Origin of the sequence: Pseudomonas sp. B21-019, from assembly GCF_024749225.1 — a bacterium.
Classification (GTDB): domain Bacteria; phylum Pseudomonadota; class Gammaproteobacteria; order Pseudomonadales; family Pseudomonadaceae; genus Aquipseudomonas.
The window spans coordinates 5,293,583-5,308,916 of the sequence record NZ_CP087193.1; the positions used below are offsets into that span (position 1 = coordinate 5,293,583).

Consider the following 15,334-nt stretch of genomic DNA (forward strand, 5'->3'; position numbering starts at 1 on the left):
TTTACTGACCACCTTATTTTCAGATTCAATCCCACAACCCTAACAGCTTGGCCTTAGCCACCGCCTGCGTCCTGCGTTCGACCCGCAATTTTCCGTGTATGCGCCGAGTGTGGGTTTTAACGGTATGTAATGAAATAAACAATGAGTCGGCAATTTCTTGATTGGAATGACCGAGTGCAATCAGCTTCAGCACTTGCAGTTCACGCTGGCTTAATATTTCTGTTGCATCCGCACGATTGCAAAGTTGATCACAAGACAAGAGGGAAGCCTGCGCGTCGTGTAACAATGACGGCTGACGCTGGCGCAACTCACTTAGCACTTGAAGTGCCTCATACCGCGCAACGTTGCGAAGGCCCTCCTGCAACACATCAATGGCCTTCGTAGTGTGACCCTCACACCACAGCACTTCGGCCAGGGCCAGTTGTAATTCGGTGGCGAGCGCGAACATTCCGCGCGCCTGCACCTGTTTTATCAACGACTCAAGTTGTGGTGCAGCATCGATGGCATCCGGCTCTGCCCGGTGCCTGGCAATGATCAACAAATATTCAATGCGCGGAATCAGCTCCAGAGTGGCCGGGGGGGCCTGTCGCGCTTGCGGCCCGCGATAGTGATTGAGCACTCGGCTCAAGGCCTCGCATGCCAGTTCGGCACGCCCCTGTTGCAACCAGAAATGACTGCTGACTTGTAACAGTACGCCACGGTAAACAGTGTCTGGAATCTGCCGCTGTTGCATCAATCGCTCGGCATCGCGCAGCCGGACAAAGGCTTGCCCATAGTCCCCCTGATTGGCCGCCAGTTGTGCTTGACCGAGAAACCCGTAAAGCACACGTTTGTCATGGCTGCGCAGGCAATCCTCCAGCCCGGCCTGGAAGAATTCGGCGGCACGCTCATCTTGCCCCCGGCAAAGGGCCAGCCGACCCCGACGCAACGCGATTCGCCCCAGCAACGGGACCGGCCGCTCAGAACGCTGACACAGCAGCTCATGGATATTGGCGAGCAGGCTTTCCGCGCGCAGGGGAGCTCCGCGCTGCTCCAGCAATTGCGCATGATCAAGCTCCAGCAGCCCTTCTAGCACCAGCGAGCCTTGTGCTCGCGCCAGACACAGCGCCTCACGGTTCAGCGACTGCGCGACATCAAGCTCGCCCCGGAGCAGTGCCTGTTGAGTCAAACCCGACAGGCACATCAAGCGTACGGTCCAGAAGTCAGGACCGAGCTCGCTCAGGGCGTCGAGAAAATGCGCGCGCGAGCTCTCCATACGCCCTTGCAAGTGCAGTAACCAGCCTTGCTGAGCCTGCCAGCGGGCAATCAGTTGCCGCTGCAAGAACGCCGACGGTTGAGGGGTAAAGCGCGACAGGTGTTCGATGCAATCGGCCGCTTGCTCAAACCGCCCCGCAAACAACGATGCCGCCGTGATCAACCCGATCAATTGCGGCGAGCCGAGCATCAGCTCCTCGCCTTGTTGCTCATGCAGACGCAACAACAGCACCACTGTCTGCTCCTCGAACAGATGCTCGAAACTGAAGTGCTGCAACAGGCTGACCGCCACTTCGTATTCCTCGGCAAGCAATGCCTGTTCGAAGGCTGACTTCCAGTCCTGCTCGGCGCAGAACCACTGGCAGGCCCGCCGATGCCAGGAGCGTCCGGCCGGCCATTGCTCATCGCGCAGCAATTGGGTGAACGGGGTGAACACCTGCAGCCAGTCGGTGGAGTCGCGCCAGGGTTCGATAAAACAACCCAGTACTTGCAAGGTCTTCAGGTACTGCGCGCCCTCCCCGGCCCCAAACAGGTGATCACACAGTCGGGCATTGAAACGTGGCAAGTGGGCCAGCACGCGCCAGGCCTCACTCAACTCAGGCGTCAGCGAGCTGAACAACTCGTGCTCCAGATAATCGAGCAAGGTGTCCGCCCGTCCCTGGAGGTTGTCCTGACGCGACCAGTCGCACTTCTGCAACAGCGCGATCCGCACACCGGCACACCAGCCGCCGGTGCGCTGGATGACCCGACTGGCCACCTTGTTGGCCTGATCCGGCACCCAGGGACGCAACAGCTGCTCCACTTCACCTGTAGTAAAAGCCAGCGAAGCGCTCTCGCACTCATACAACTCATCATCGAGCAGCAACCTTGGCCAGTTGCATTGCGGCCGGCGGCGAGTGCCGAGCCACCAGGTCAGCATCGGGCTGCCGATCGCCAACATGCGATCCAGCAACGAGTCCAGCTCCGGGCTCGGCAGACGGCAGTAGTCATCGAGGAACAGCCAGGTCGGCGTCTGCAATCGCGCCAGATTGCTCAGCAATTCGGTTTCGCCCGACGAGGCCAACCCCAGCGCCTCAGCCAGACGATGACGAAAATCGGCCACGCTCGACACCCCACCAGACAAGGGCAGCCAATGCACCCGGCACTGGGATGGCGCCCGCAACAGGCACTCGGCGAGCAGCGCACTCTTGCCGCTGCCGGCGGGGGCGCAGAGTAATTTCACCCGGGCCGTTGAGGTCAGTAGCGGCTCGGTCAAGCGAGCCCGCGACAGGTGATGAGAGGACAGGCGGGGCAGGAATCCAGAACGGTCCAGACACAGGGTCATGGCGGTCATTGCAGCGTGCCTTTTTATAATTGTCCGACAACCCTAACCCTCTCCAACCCGCTTGTTGAGAGGTATTCAGCGCGCTGATTGGCGCCCATAAAAAAGGCGACCCACCGGTCGCCTTTTGTGATGCCAATGTATCAAAACCCTTACCGAACGCCCTCGGCGCGCAGAGCCGACGGTGTGTAGTCGGCAGCCTTGGCGTCAAAGCCAAATATGAAACTGTGCTTCTCTTCGTTCTTCATTCCCAGGGCAATGTATCGGCCAGCAATGATGTCGTAGAGCGCCTCGAGGGTGTAGGCCGGAGTCTGGTGATCGTAGTAGTACTGGGCGTGACCTTCGGCCACTCGCCACAGTTGGCCGCGACCGTCGTAGTGGTCCACCAGCGCCACTTGCCAGCTGTCTTCGTCGAGATACATGTGGCGTTTGGCGTAGATGTGCCGCTCACTTGGCTTGACCGTACCGACCACTTCCCAGACCCGGTGCAACTCGTAGCGGGTCAGGTCCTGGTTGATGTGCCCGGCTTTCACCACGTCATCGTACTTGAGGCTCGGCGAGTCGAGTTTGTAGCTGTTGTAGGGAATGTACATTTCCTTTTTGCCGATCAGTTTCCAGTCGTAGCGATCTGGCGCACCGGAGAACATGTCGAAGTTATCCGAAGTCCGCAGGCCGTCAGCGGCGGTGCCCGGTCCGTCGTAGGCCACTTGCGGTGCACGGCGCACGCGACGTTGACCGGCGTTGTAGATCCACGCCAGTCGCGGCTCTTTCACCTGGTCGAGGGTTTCATGCACCAGCAGCACGTTACCCGCCAGCCGTGCCGGCGCGGTCACCGACTGCTTGAAGAACGTCAGCACGTTAGCGGCTTTTTCCGGGTCCAGGTCCTTCATCAATTGCGGTACGGCGATCTCTTCCTCAAAGCGGATCGGTGTGTAGCTGCCGTTGGTCTGCGGCGTCACCTGGGTGATGATCCGTCGCAGATTTCCGCCGTGGTAACGGGTGATGTGGTTCCACAGCACCTCGACGCCATTCTTCGGAATCGGGAACGCGTAGTAGCGATTGCCGGTGAAATTGGCCAGACCGTTACCGTCGTTGATGCTGGTTACGTTCAGCGCGCTGCGCTTGGCCGACTCGTAGATTTCCGGCGGCACGGCCACAGTACGGTGGGTTGGGTAGACCGGAATCTTGTAGGTTTCCGGGTAGCGCTTGAACATCGCCACCTGCCCGTCCGAAAGCTTGTCCTTGTACTTGTCGACCGTTGCAGCGGTGATGGTGAACAGCGGCTTTTCACTGGCGAACGGGTCAGCCAGGAAGCCTTTGCTGTCGACCGCGCCAGCGTTTTTCGGGATGCCACCGGTCCAGGCCGGGATCGAACCATCGGCGTTGCCGGCCTTCTCGGCGCCCAGCGGCGTGAGGGTGGTGCCGAGCTTATTGGCCTCTTCCGGCGAGACCGCAGCCATCACGTTGGCGGCCAACAGACTCAGTGCCAGGGCGCCGCATTGCAGAATCATCTTGCGCATTAACATCATCCTTCTCAGCCAGATCAGAAGTTCACGCCGAAGCTCAGCGCCAGGAAGTCGCGGTCGGTCAGGGTGTTGTAATTCCCGCCGAAAAAGTCGGTGTAACTCAAGCTTGCGGTATAGGTGTTGCGGTAGTCGGCATCGACACCGACGCTAATCGCCTTGGCGCCTTCGTTGAACAGCCCGTTGGGGCCGTAGCCGGCGACATCATGGGACCAGGACAGGTTGGGCTTGAGGTTGATCCCGCCGATCACGTTGGCGTAATCGAGGATCGCCCGGGCACGGTAGCCCCAGGAGGTCGAGGTGACGAAGCCGTCGGTATCGCCACCGAAACCGTACTGGCCGTAGACCGAATCACGGCCGTAACGCAGCTTGCTCCGCGGCTCCAGACCACCGACATGGACCATCGCCGCTTCACCGACCAGGGTCAGCCGTTGGGCGCCCAGCACTTGATCGAAGAAATGCGTCAGGGTGCTTTGCACCTGGGTCACTTCCTTGCGGCGGTAACCGGTATTGTCGGCGCCAGGCCGGGTCGCTACAGGCGATGCCGCGCCGCCGGCGATCGGGTTGAGCAACGCCAGGGTCAGGTCGTTGGTGTTGACCTGCACCGGAGCGTTAGGCCGATAGCTGATTTCGCCAGTCCAGGCAGTACCGGTGGGCAACGTGGTGGAGAAACTCGCACCGTACAGGCGAATGTCTTCCGGGTATTCGAGGTAATACTGGCCGCGCCCGAGCATCACGCTTTGGGCCAGGCCCGCACCGCTGCCCGGAGCCAGACGGTTGGCGGCGCTGACCATGCCCGGCAGTCTGGCCAGTGTCGACAGCCCGGCGGTGGTGGTGCCGACGGTCGGTGTGCGACTGTGGTAGTTCATGAAGTAGAGGCCGTATTCGGTGTCGTCACCGAGCCAGCGCAAAGCCGCGCCCCACTGCCCCGAATCCCGTGCGTCACGGTCACCGCCACGGGGCACGATCACGCCCTCACGGGTGACCTGGATAGGTTGGCCAAAGGCTGCCGCCAGCGGTGCCAACGGAGCAATCGCCGGGCTGCCGACGGTGTAGTTGTTGTTGCAACCGTCCGCCACCACGTCGTTACCGAAGAAGGTGCCACAGTTGTCGAGAACCGTCTGATCCCACTCCAGTTGGTAGAAACCTTCCACCGTGAGTTGATCGGTCAAGCCCTGGGAAGCGAACAGCATGTTGACCGGAATCAGGCCTTCCTTGATCTCCGCGCCGGGACGCCGGAACGCCGAAACGTCGACCGGGTTGATGCTGTTGATCGAATTGCCGATGAAAGTGCTTTCACCCCAGCTGACCACCTGTTTACCGGCACGTACGGTGCCCGGCAGATCGGCGATGGAATAGTTGTGATAAACGAAGGCATCGAGAAGCTCCGCCCCGGAAGACTTGGCGCCTTCCTTGCGACCGCTGTCGCTGATCTGCTTGAACTCGCGGTCTTCATCCTTCAGCTCGAAGTCGTACCAGTACTTGCCACGGACGAACACGCCGGTGTCGCCGTACTTCAATTCGAGGTCGTGGATGCCCTTGAAGATCTTGGAGAAGGTTTCACCTTTCTTGAAGTTCAGGCGTCCGTCATCACCGGTCGAGGATTGGCCTGTCCCACCATTGACGGTACCCACCAGCGACTTGTCGGCATCGCGCATGCCCCAGCTCGCGCCGACGGACAACGAGGAATCGAACTGCCCCTCGATTTCGCCGATGTTGAATGAAACGGCCTGCGCCTGGGCACAGCAGCCCAAGGCCACCGCAGCGGCCAGCGCTTGCGGCTTGAAGATGGCGCGCATTGTTGTTTTTGTCATGCGTCTTCCCCGGTGAGTGACAGAAGGCCCCACCCTACTGCCGCTCGCCGGGAGCGATAAGCGCACCAAGGAGGTATTCGCGATGTACCTCCAAAGGATGAAGCCCCGCATGGGGCGGGGTTTTGCGCGGGGTATGGATGGGCTGGATGGAGGGTTATCAGTGCAGTGCATGGGACATGATTGAAGTTGGATGTGTAACAGCTGGCGCAGCTAACGGCAGCTGTTACAAAAGGTCAGCCGAAGACTGTTGCCAAGACTGTAACAGTGCATGTCTGAAATCGCTATTTTTCCTTTGTGATCAATATCTTATTCTTGTCCGGCTTTCACGGAAAACGGCCCGAAAGCACAAAGAACGGGGATGATAGACCACCCCGTTGGCGACAGAATCCAGATGATTTGAAGCGTATTTTTTCGACTCATCGCCCTGTGTTCACTGACGTTGATTTGTAGCTCCTGGATCCACGTCTTACTTTGGCCGCTGCGTTTGCAGCGGCCTTTTTTATGGGCGAAAGGTTTTCAGGCAGGAAGCAATCGGGGGGAGATGACGGGACTCAGGCAAGCCCCGCCAGATGTCGCGCAATCAGAGGGAATGCTTCTGCAAGTTCTCCATCATTTCCTTCAGCGCCTCAATGTTGTCCTTCGGATGCGCCGCGCCTTCGAAATCGCAGATCTGCTGCCAATGCGCCGCCACATCCTCCGGCGAGAAACCGACCCGCGGATCGAACCCGGCCCCCAGGCTGCGCTCCCAGCGCACCTTGCCCATCCAGCCGCCACCGACCTCGAACAGCCCCGACGTTTCCTGGCATTGCTCGCTGGCCAGGTACACCACCAATGGGCTGACCAGTTCCGGTTTGAGTTGCTCGAATACTTGCGGCGGGATCAGGCCTTCAGTCATGCGGGTGCCGCCGGTAGGGGCGATGGCGTTGACCAGGATGTTGTTCTTGCGGCCCTCGATAGCCAGTGTGCGGGTCAGGCCGTAGAGGCCGAGTTTGGCCATGCCATAGTTGGACTGGCCGAAGTTGCCATAGATGCCCGAGGTCGACGCGGTGAAGATCACGCGGCCATAGTTTTGCTCACGCATGTGTGGCCAGGCGGCGCGAGTGACCTTGTAGGCGCCTTCGACGTGAACGCGGTAAACCAGGTCCCAATCGCTGTCGTCCATTTTGTGAAAGGTCTTGTCGCGCAGGATGCCGGCGTTGTTCACCACGACATCGATACGACCGAACGTATCGAGGGCGTGCTGGACGATTTTGTCACCGTCGGTGACGGAGTCATGGTTTGCCTCGGCAATGCCGCCCGCTTCACGAATTTCCGCCACCACCCGATCGGCCGCCGATGCATTGGCGCCTTCACCCTGAGCCGAGCCGCCGAGATCATTGACCAGCACTTTGGCGCCCTGCTTTGCGAACAGCAATGCATGCGCTCGCCCCAAGCCGCCGCCCGCACCGGTGACGATCACGACTTTATCTTCGAAGCGCACAGACTCATTCATGGGGAACTCCAGCAGGCCAGGGACTATTAGTGTGAGTGTCAGGCACAGAGCTGCCGGTCACAATGAACACGGGGGCGGCTGAATGGTGCGCGATAAGGCAGCGGGATAGTCAGGAACACGCCAACTTGAGCGGCGGTGAAATCAACTGATCGCGAAATTCCAGATAGTGCTTGAGCACCTGCGCCGGCGCTTCGATCTGTGGGTAATGGCCGATCTCGGACAGCAGGACAGTGTCCGGGGCGGGAATCAGTTGCCGATAGCGCGCCACCATGTGCGCGCCGGAAACCGGGTCGACCTCGCCATTGATAAATCGCAGCGGTATCTCGCCACGCTGCATGGCGCTGACCCAACGCTCACGCTGGACCCGTCGCTGCGGGATATAACCGATCAGTTTATGCATGATCCGCTGCCCGTGATTGCTGTCGACCAGGCTCCAGAAATCATCCAGCTCACTTTCGGTGGGCCGGGTCTGCGGACCGAAAATCTGCTTGAAACTCTTCACCAGAGCGTCACGGGTAAAAGCTAGCCCGATCATCCAGCCCAAGGGGCTTAGCAGGAGTTTTTGCATCAACACCGGGCGATGGGTTTCGGGAAACAATCCACCATTGAGGAACACGCAACTGGCGATATGAGCGCGTGCTTCGTAGTGCCGGGCCAAGAGCTCCTGGGCAACGCTGTCGCCATAATCGTGTGCCAACACGTGAACAGGTTGCTCGACGTTCAAGTGCGCCAGTAACGCCTGTTGCAGATCGGCCTGTTCCAGCAGGCTGTAATGGTGGTTCACCGGTTTGGCCGAATCGCCGAAGCCGAGCATGTCGCAGGCAATCACCCGATAGCGCTGCGCCAGCGGCTGCCACAGGTAATGCCAGTCCCAGCTGGCGGTCGGGAAGCCATGGATCAGCAACAGCGGCTCGCCCTGTCCCGCTGCCCAATAGCGGATAGTCTGACCGCGGAAGACGAACGTCTGGCCGCGTTTACGCCAGACACACAGAGGAATTTCGGCGAGTGCCATTTAGAGTTTATAACCCGGGTCTTGTTTATCGAGTTTGCGCAGCAGCGCCGGCCAGGCCAGCGCGCCACCCATCCCTTGAGCACTTTTGGTGACGCCGGCGATCATCGCCTTGGCGCCCGCCAGAATCTGCGGTTCGATGGCGATCAGCTCCGCGCCACCGTTCTGCGCCAGCACCTGAATCTCGCAGGCGCGCTGAAAGGTAAACATCATCAGGAACGTGTCGGCGATGGTGCCGCCACAGGTCAGCAGACCGTGGTTGTGCAGCATCAGAAAATTGTTTTCACCCAGGTCGGCTTGCAGCCGCGCCTTCTCCTCATGGTTCAGTGCCACGCCTTCGTAGGCGTGATAAGCCAGGCTGGACAGGACGAACAATGACTGCTGACTGATCGGCAAAATGCCCTGTTTCTGAGCCGATACCGCCACGCCCGCCGCCGTGTGGGTATGCAGTACACTCACGACGTCATGCCGGACTTCATGCACCGCGCTGTGGATGGTGTAACCCGCCGGGTTGATCTCGTAGGGGCTGTCCATCAATTTGTTGCCGGCCTGATCGACCTTGACCAGGCTCGACGCGGTGATTTCATGGAACATCATCCCGAACGGGTTGATCAGGAAGTCTTCAGTGCCTGGCACCTTGGCTGAAATGTGCGTGAAGATCAGATCGTCCCAGCCGTGGAGGGCGACCAGACGATAACAGGCCGCCAGGTCGACGCGGGTCTGCCACTCGGCGGCACTGACTTTATCCTGGAGACTGTGTAGCGACTGGAAGGGAGTTACGCTCACGGCAAGGATCTCTTTTTATTGTTCTGGGTTCTTAATGTTCACTGACGTTACAGCAGTCTAGTCAGCCCCCGGAGATCGGCTAGTTGCATTGGCAGCCAGCTTGGTGGCCGAGCGAGTCAGTGCGCGGGGGAGCCTGGATCCATGTCAGAACACTGCCGCCAATAAAAGCCGGTCAGCCCCGCAGAGCGCTGACCAGGTCCGCCAGCCAAGGCTCGGCGTCGGTTTCCGGCGTTACCGTTTCACTGGCGTCCAGACGCAACATCGGCAGCACTTCATGCACGCCCAGTTCGCCGAACAACTCACGCATTTGCTCACCGCCACCGCAGAACGTATCGCCGTAACTCGAGTCGCCCAACCCGATAACGGCACCCGGCAAGCCACGCCAGGCGGCGGGCAATTGATCGCGAATCGTCGAATACAACGGTTGCAGGTTGTCCGGCAACTCACCCATGCCGGTGGTCGAAGTCACCGCCAGAAATGCTTCCGGGCCAAAAGCCTGAACATCGGCAAGTGTCGCGCGCGGGTTGTGCCAGGTTTCAAAACCGGCGGCGTTCAATAGGCTTGCGGCGTGGCGGGCGACTTCTTCGGCCGTGCCGTACACCGAGCCGGAAAGGATGGCGACTTTCATCAATCTGATCCTGAAGCTGAGTAAAAGGCCGAGATATTAACAGCACAGCCCTCATTGATCTTTTAGAATGCAGCGTACCCATCAATACGCAAAGGACTCTGCGATGATCAATGCCTCACTGCTGCAAATGGTGATCGACGCGTCCAACGACGGCATCGTGATTGCCGAAAAGGAAGGCGAGCAGGACAACATCCTGATTTACGTAAACCCGGCGTTCGAACGCCTGACGGGCTATACGAGCGAAGAAATCCTCTATCAGGATTGCCGTTTTTTGCAGGCAGGAGACCGGGATCAGCCCGCCCTCGCATTGATTCGCCAAGCGCTGGACAATGGCGCTTCCTGCCGGGAAATTCTCAGGAATTACCGCAAGGACGGCACCCCGTTCTGGAACGAACTGTCGCTTTCCACGGTAAAAAACCCGCACGACGGACAAACCTATTTTGTCGGGGTGCAGAAAGACGTCACGGTTCAGGTCAAGGCACAGCAGCGAGTTGCACAGCTGGAAGCGCAATTGGCTGAGGTACAGGCAGAACTTGCTGATCTCAAGTCGACGAACGGATCAAACCAATCTGAGAATTAGTGGTCATTTACTACAATCACCGATGACTTTGTAATTATTTCTTTCGAGCAAATCATGCAGCGCGACGCACTCCTGACCCAGGATGAGCTGGACTTTATCCAGACCATGCAACACAACCCGCAACTCAATGTGCGGGATGCGACGTCGAGTTTGCTGGTCAACGGCGGCTCGCAGATCCGTGATTTGCTCACACGCCTGGCCGCCCATGAGCAAGTCACCATCCAGGCCACTTTCGAAAATCAGCAAATGACCTTCCCGCTGCACCTGGTGGAAGATGAGTTTCACGCAATGCATCTACGCCTCGGTGTCCCCAGCATTTATGAAGACGGGCCAATGATTCGGCCATGGCGCCTGGCGCTCGAAGAGCCAGTGGCGCTGGAAAATGCCAAGGGGCAACCCGGCACGATGTGGGTGCACGAAATATCGTTCAAAGGGGTTTTGCTGGAAGTTCGCAACAAGACCAAGGCGCCAAAGCACTTCGCGCTGTGGTTCAGCCCGTCAGGCTATGAGCGGATTGCATTGCGCGGCACCCTGGAGCGTGAGACCGAGCAAGGTTTCTACGCCTACGAGTTGAGCCAGAGTGACAAGGACGAAACCGAGCGTCTGCGTCAGTACATCCTTCAGCAACATCGCCTGACCCATCCTGCTTTGCATATTTGAATCTCAGGTATCCAGGTTTCCCGCCAGGAACTGTTTCAGACGCTGGCGCATCACCCCCCCTTCGTTTCCAAGGCAACCCACCGACGACCCGGCCAGACTCTCTTGCGCCAGGTCGGACGCATCCCCGGCCAGAAACAGCTGACATTCCAGCCCCATGGCCAGACGGTTCAAACGTCGAGGCAGTTCGGCAGTCGGCGCGTGATTGGAAATCAACACCAGCGCCCTGGGCTTGATCTTCTCACAGACCAGGATCAACTCGTCGAAGGGCTGCCCGATCGCCAACAACTGAATAGCCGAATCGATGCTGCTCAGATACAGCGCCGTGACCAACACTTCGAGTTCACGACATTGGTCGGCCAAGGCGCAGACAATCACTCGTCGCGGTTGCATGACACGCACCAGCAGCAGGCGTTGCAATACTCGAGAACGCAGAAAGCCATCCAGAAAAAGCCACTCGCTGGTCTGACCGAACGCATCTTGGCGTTGTAGCAATAGCTTCCAGATCGGAATCAGAATGTCCTGGAATACAACTGTCAGCGGATAACTGGAAAAAATCTGACCGTAGATGTGTTCCAGCTGAACTTCGTCAAAAACACTCACCGCCGCCTTGACCTGCTGCTGCCATTGGCCGTAGTCGGCTTGAACGAGCTCGTCGGGAATGATCCGCTCCAGCGCCTGGAGCGGTTCGGTCTTGGCCAGTATCTTGCCAACCTTGCTGACCGCGACACCGCGCTCGATCCAGCCGAGGATGCTGCGGACACGCTCGATATCGATCATCGAATACAAACGGTGCCCGCTTTCGGTGCGGGTGGGCTGTATCAGCCCGTAGCGTCGCTCCCAGGCTCGAAGCGTGACCGGGTTGACTCCTGTCATGCGCGCGACCTCACGAATCGGGAACAGCTCTTCTCGAATCAGGGAGATACCAGAGGACAAGCCAGGCGTAACGTCGGTCAGCGCAGGCATCTTTGGATTTACGTCCATGTAAAATATTGGATCCCATTCTAACTCTCCTGCCCCGGTAGCTTTCAACACGTAGTTGAAAGAAGTTGGTACTGACGTCCATGACGTAATCAGGAATAATCCTTGCTTGTCCCGAGACGCAGCCCACCACCCCGGCGCTGTGTCTGGCGAAGCTCTTATCCGGAGCGACGCGTTTGTCATATGGAGATACACAATGTCTACTTCCCCCGTCACGCTGATGGTTGCGCGTCGCGTCGCCGACGGGCGTTATCAGGACCTGATGGCCTGGTTGCGCGAAGGCGAACAATTGGCCACCGACTTCCCCGGTTACCTCGGCTCTGGCGTGCTCGCTCCGCCACCCGACGATGACGAATTCCAGATTATTTTCCGCTTCGCCGACGAGCAGACCCTGCATGCCTGGGAGCATTCCGCCTCGCGTACTGCCTGGCTGGGACGCGGCAGCAATCTGTTTGCCCATCCTTCGGAGCATCGGGTCAGTGGCATCGATGGCTGGTTCGGTGCGGTAGGGCAACGCCCGCCACGCTGGAAGCAGGCCGTGGCGATCTGGCTGGCGTTCTTTCCCGTGTCCCTGCTGTTCAACTTTGTACTGGGACCGTTATTGGCCGAAACAGGATTACTGGCCCGGGTGTTCGTCAGCACCCTGTGCCTGACGCCGCTGATGGTCTATTTCTTCATTCCATTGTCGACCCATCTGTTGGCCGGCTGGCTGAACACCGCACCGCAACAACCGTTGCCCGCAACGCCTACTACCCAAAATCAGTAACTCTTGCAGGAGCGTAGGTGCACGACTCCCGTCGCTGGTATAGTTTTGCTCTAACCGCGACGCGAGCCGTTCATGACCTCTTCCGCAGCCCCCATCCTCATCACCGGTGCCGGCCAGCGTGTCGGCTTGCACTGCGCGCAGCGTTTGCTCGAAGACGGCCATCCGGTCATTTTCAGTTACCGCAGCGAACGCCCCGGCGTAAAGACCCTGCGCGATCTGGGAGCGACCGCGGTGTTCGCGGACTTTTCCAGCGAGGCCGGAATTCTCGCGTTCATCGGTGAACTGAAGAACCACACCGACAGCCTGCGGGCGATAGTCCACAACGCCTCCGAATGGCTGGCCGAAACCCCGGGCGCCGAAGTCGAAGCCTTCACCCGCATGTTCAGCGTGCACATGCTGGCGCCCTACCTGATCAACCTGCACTGTGCCGATTTACTCAGACGCTCAAGCCCCGCCGACATCGTGCACATCAGCGATGACGTGACCCGCAAGGGCAGCAGCAAGCACATCGGCTACTGCGCCAGCAAAGCCGGGCTCGACAGCCTGACCCTGTCCTTTGCCGCCAAGTACGCGCCAGACATCAAGGTCAACGGTATCGCGCCAGCCCTGCTACTGTTCAATCCCGACGACGACGCGGCGTACCGCGCCAGGGTCCTGGCCAAATCCGCACTGGGCATCGAACCCGGCAGCGAAGTGATCTACCAGAGCCTGCGCTATTTGCTCGACAACCCTTATGTCACCGGCACGACCCTGACCGTCAATGGCGGACGGCACGTCAAATAAGCCGCCCCCGCGAGGATGTCCCCATGACGTTATCCCTGCCCCACAACGCCCTGTCCCAGAGCTATCGCGAGATCCTCATCGGCCTCGGTGAAAACCCCGACCGCGAAGGGCTGCAAGACACCCCGTTGCGCGCCGCCAAGGCCATGCAATACCTGTGTCACGGTTACGAACAGAGTGTCGAAGAGATCGTCAACGGCGCACTGTTCGCCTCTGACAACGATGAAATGATCATTGTCGACAACATCGAGTTGTACTCGCTGTGTGAACATCACATGCTGCCCTTCATCGGCAAGGCGCATGTGGCTTATATTCCAACGGGCAAGGTGCTGGGCCTGTCGAAGATTGCACGGCTTGTGGATATGTTCGCCCGCCGCCTGCAAATCCAGGAAAACCTCACCCGGCAAATCGCCGAAGCCGTGCAGCAAGTGACCGATGCCGCCGGTGTCGCGGTGGTCATCGAAGCCCAGCACATGTGCATGATGATGCGCGGCGTCGAGAAACAGAATTCGACCATGAACACCTCGGTGATGCTCGGCGCCTTCCGCGAGTCGAGCAACACCCGCCAGGAGTTCCTGCAATTGATTGGACGGAGCAAGTAGCAATGCCACAACTTCAACCAGGAATGGCACGCATCCGGGTCAAGGACCTGTGTTTGCGAACTTTCATCGGGATCAACGAGGACGAAATCCTCAACAAGCAGGATGTGCTGATCAACCTGACCATCCTGTATGCCGCCCAGGACGCCGTGCGTGACAACGACATCGATCACGCGCTGAACTACCGCACCATCACCAAGGCGATCATTGCCCACGTGGAAGGCAATCGCTTTGCCCTGCTCGAGCGCCTGACCCAGGAGCTGCTGGACCTGATCATGGCCAATGAGTCGGTGCTGTATGCCGAAGTCGAAGTCGACAAGCCCCACGCCCTGCGCTTCGCCGAGTCGGTGTCGATTACCCTGGCCGCAAGCCGCTGACCGCGTCTGGCGCATCGCTCGCCAGGCTTTTATCATCCGCGCCACGATTTGATTGCACAGAGCCCATCATGAACGATCAACAACGCCTGGAACTTGAAGCCGCCGCCTTTCGCCGGCTGGTTGCCCACCTGGACAGCCGCAAGGACGTGCAGAACATCGACCTGATGAACCTCTCGGGTTTCTGCCGCAACTGCCTGTCCAAGTGGTACAAGGCCGCGGCCGACGAACGCCAGATCGACGTCAGCCTCGATGAAGCCCGCGAAGTGGTTTACGGCATGCCGTACGCCGAGTGGAAAGCCCAATACCAGAAAGAAGCCAGCGCCGACCAACAAGCGGCGTTCGCCAAAGGAAAACCCAATGAGTGATTTGAACACCCTGCGCGCCAGCCTCAACAGCGGCGAACACGTTTTCGCCGACACCCTGGCGTTCATTGCCGCCGTTTATGACTACCAGCCCCAGGCTTTCAACAACGGTGGCGTGGAAAACGCAGCCGGGCAGAACGAAGGCTCGTGCAAGACCCTGGGCCTGGCGCTGCTGGAAGGTCTGAGCAATGAAGAAGCGTTGTTGGCGTTTGGCGAGCATTATCGTTCGGTGGTGGCCACGCCCGAAGGCAGCGACCACGGTAACATTCGGGCTCTGATTGCCCATGGCCTGGCCGGTGTGAAGTTCGCTCAGCAGCCACTGACACGCCGCTGATTCGCGAAAGATCAACATCAAAAGATCGCAGCCTTCGGCAGCTCCTACGGTATTTGCGCAAATCTTGAATA

Annotated in this window: 16 protein-coding genes; 8 read left to right on the top strand and 8 right to left on the bottom strand. The window is 59.1% G+C overall.

Annotation, left to right across the window (positions count from 1 at the left end; all coding sequences use genetic code 11):
• Positions 1–25 precede the first annotated feature (25 nt).
• The 7 genes from LOY36_RS23680 to LOY36_RS23710 form a co-directional block, all read right to left on the bottom strand.
• On the bottom strand, positions 26–2,587 hold the full coding sequence (locus LOY36_RS23680; protein WP_258671140.1) for a LuxR C-terminal-related transcriptional regulator: 2,562 nt from the start codon (positions 2,585–2,587) through the stop codon (positions 26–28).
• 140 nt (positions 2,588–2,727) lie between these two features.
• On the bottom strand, positions 2,728–4,095 hold the full coding sequence (locus tag LOY36_RS23685) for a DUF1329 domain-containing protein (protein ID WP_019647684.1): 1,368 nt from the start codon (positions 4,093–4,095) through the stop codon (positions 2,728–2,730).
• Between the two features lie 23 nt (positions 4,096–4,118).
• Entirely contained in the window at positions 4,119–5,912 is a 1,794-nt protein-coding gene (locus tag LOY36_RS23690) for a DUF1302 domain-containing protein (protein ID WP_258671141.1), read from the bottom strand.
• A gap of 580 nt (positions 5,913–6,492) precedes the next feature.
• Positions 6,493–7,404 carry an SDR family oxidoreductase gene (locus LOY36_RS23695; RefSeq protein WP_258671142.1) on the bottom strand — a complete coding sequence of 304 codons (912 nt, stop codon included), beginning with the start codon at positions 7,402–7,404 and terminating at the stop codon, positions 6,493–6,495.
• A 109-nt stretch (positions 7,405–7,513) separates the two neighbouring features.
• Entirely contained in the window at positions 7,514–8,416 is a 903-nt protein-coding gene (locus tag LOY36_RS23700; RefSeq protein ID WP_019647680.1) for an alpha/beta fold hydrolase, read from the bottom strand.
• Positions 8,417–9,199, bottom strand: a complete 783-nt coding sequence (locus LOY36_RS23705; protein WP_258671143.1) for a class II aldolase/adducin family protein — start codon at positions 9,197–9,199, stop codon at positions 8,417–8,419.
• A gap of 172 nt (positions 9,200–9,371) precedes the next feature.
• On the bottom strand, positions 9,372–9,827 hold the full coding sequence (locus tag LOY36_RS23710) for a flavodoxin (RefSeq protein WP_258671144.1): 456 nt from the start codon (positions 9,825–9,827) through the stop codon (positions 9,372–9,374).
• 103 nt (positions 9,828–9,930) lie between these two features.
• Between LOY36_RS23710 and LOY36_RS23715 the strand changes: the two genes are divergently transcribed.
• Both LOY36_RS23715 and LOY36_RS23720 read left to right on the top strand, forming a co-directional pair.
• Complete coding sequence (locus LOY36_RS23715) at positions 9,931–10,407, top strand: PAS domain-containing protein (RefSeq protein WP_258671145.1); 477 nt, start codon at positions 9,931–9,933, stop codon at positions 10,405–10,407.
• A gap of 54 nt (positions 10,408–10,461) precedes the next feature.
• A complete protein-coding gene (locus LOY36_RS23720) occupies positions 10,462–11,067 on the top strand; it encodes a hypothetical protein (protein ID WP_018927173.1) in 606 nt (201 codons plus the stop codon).
• A gap of 3 nt (positions 11,068–11,070) precedes the next feature.
• On the opposite strand, the gene LOY36_RS23725 is transcribed toward LOY36_RS23720, so the two are convergent.
• Positions 11,071–12,048, bottom strand: a complete 978-nt coding sequence (locus LOY36_RS23725; protein WP_258671146.1) for a MerR family transcriptional regulator — start codon at positions 12,046–12,048, stop codon at positions 11,071–11,073.
• 193 nt (positions 12,049–12,241) lie between these two features.
• Here LOY36_RS23725 and LOY36_RS23730 point away from each other — a divergent pair, with 193 nt between their 5' ends.
• From LOY36_RS23730 to LOY36_RS23755, 6 genes are all read left to right on the top strand, one after another.
• Positions 12,242–12,811 carry an antibiotic biosynthesis monooxygenase gene (locus LOY36_RS23730; RefSeq protein WP_258671147.1) on the top strand — a complete coding sequence of 190 codons (570 nt, stop codon included), beginning with the start codon at positions 12,242–12,244 and terminating at the stop codon, positions 12,809–12,811.
• Between the two features lie 72 nt (positions 12,812–12,883).
• Positions 12,884–13,594: a dihydromonapterin reductase gene (gene folM, locus LOY36_RS23735; protein WP_028940304.1), complete on the top strand. Its 711-nt coding sequence runs from the start codon at positions 12,884–12,886 to the stop codon at positions 13,592–13,594.
• Between the two features lie 23 nt (positions 13,595–13,617).
• Positions 13,618–14,193 (top strand): GTP cyclohydrolase I FolE, encoded by a 576-nt coding sequence (folE, locus tag LOY36_RS23740; protein WP_019647673.1) that lies wholly within the window; start codon positions 13,618–13,620, stop codon positions 14,191–14,193.
• A gap of 2 nt (positions 14,194–14,195) precedes the next feature.
• Positions 14,196–14,567, top strand: a complete 372-nt coding sequence (gene folX / locus LOY36_RS23745) for a dihydroneopterin triphosphate 2'-epimerase (RefSeq protein WP_007942179.1) — start codon at positions 14,196–14,198, stop codon at positions 14,565–14,567.
• Between the two features lie 68 nt (positions 14,568–14,635).
• Positions 14,636–14,932: a DUF1244 domain-containing protein gene (locus tag LOY36_RS23750; protein WP_018927179.1), complete on the top strand. Its 297-nt coding sequence runs from the start codon at positions 14,636–14,638 to the stop codon at positions 14,930–14,932.
• Positions 14,925–15,263 carry a HopJ type III effector protein gene (locus LOY36_RS23755; protein WP_258671148.1) on the top strand — a complete coding sequence of 113 codons (339 nt, stop codon included), beginning with the start codon at positions 14,925–14,927 and terminating at the stop codon, positions 15,261–15,263. Before LOY36_RS23750 ends, LOY36_RS23755 begins: the two co-directional genes overlap by 8 nt.
• Positions 15,264–15,334: the final 71 nt, after the last annotated feature.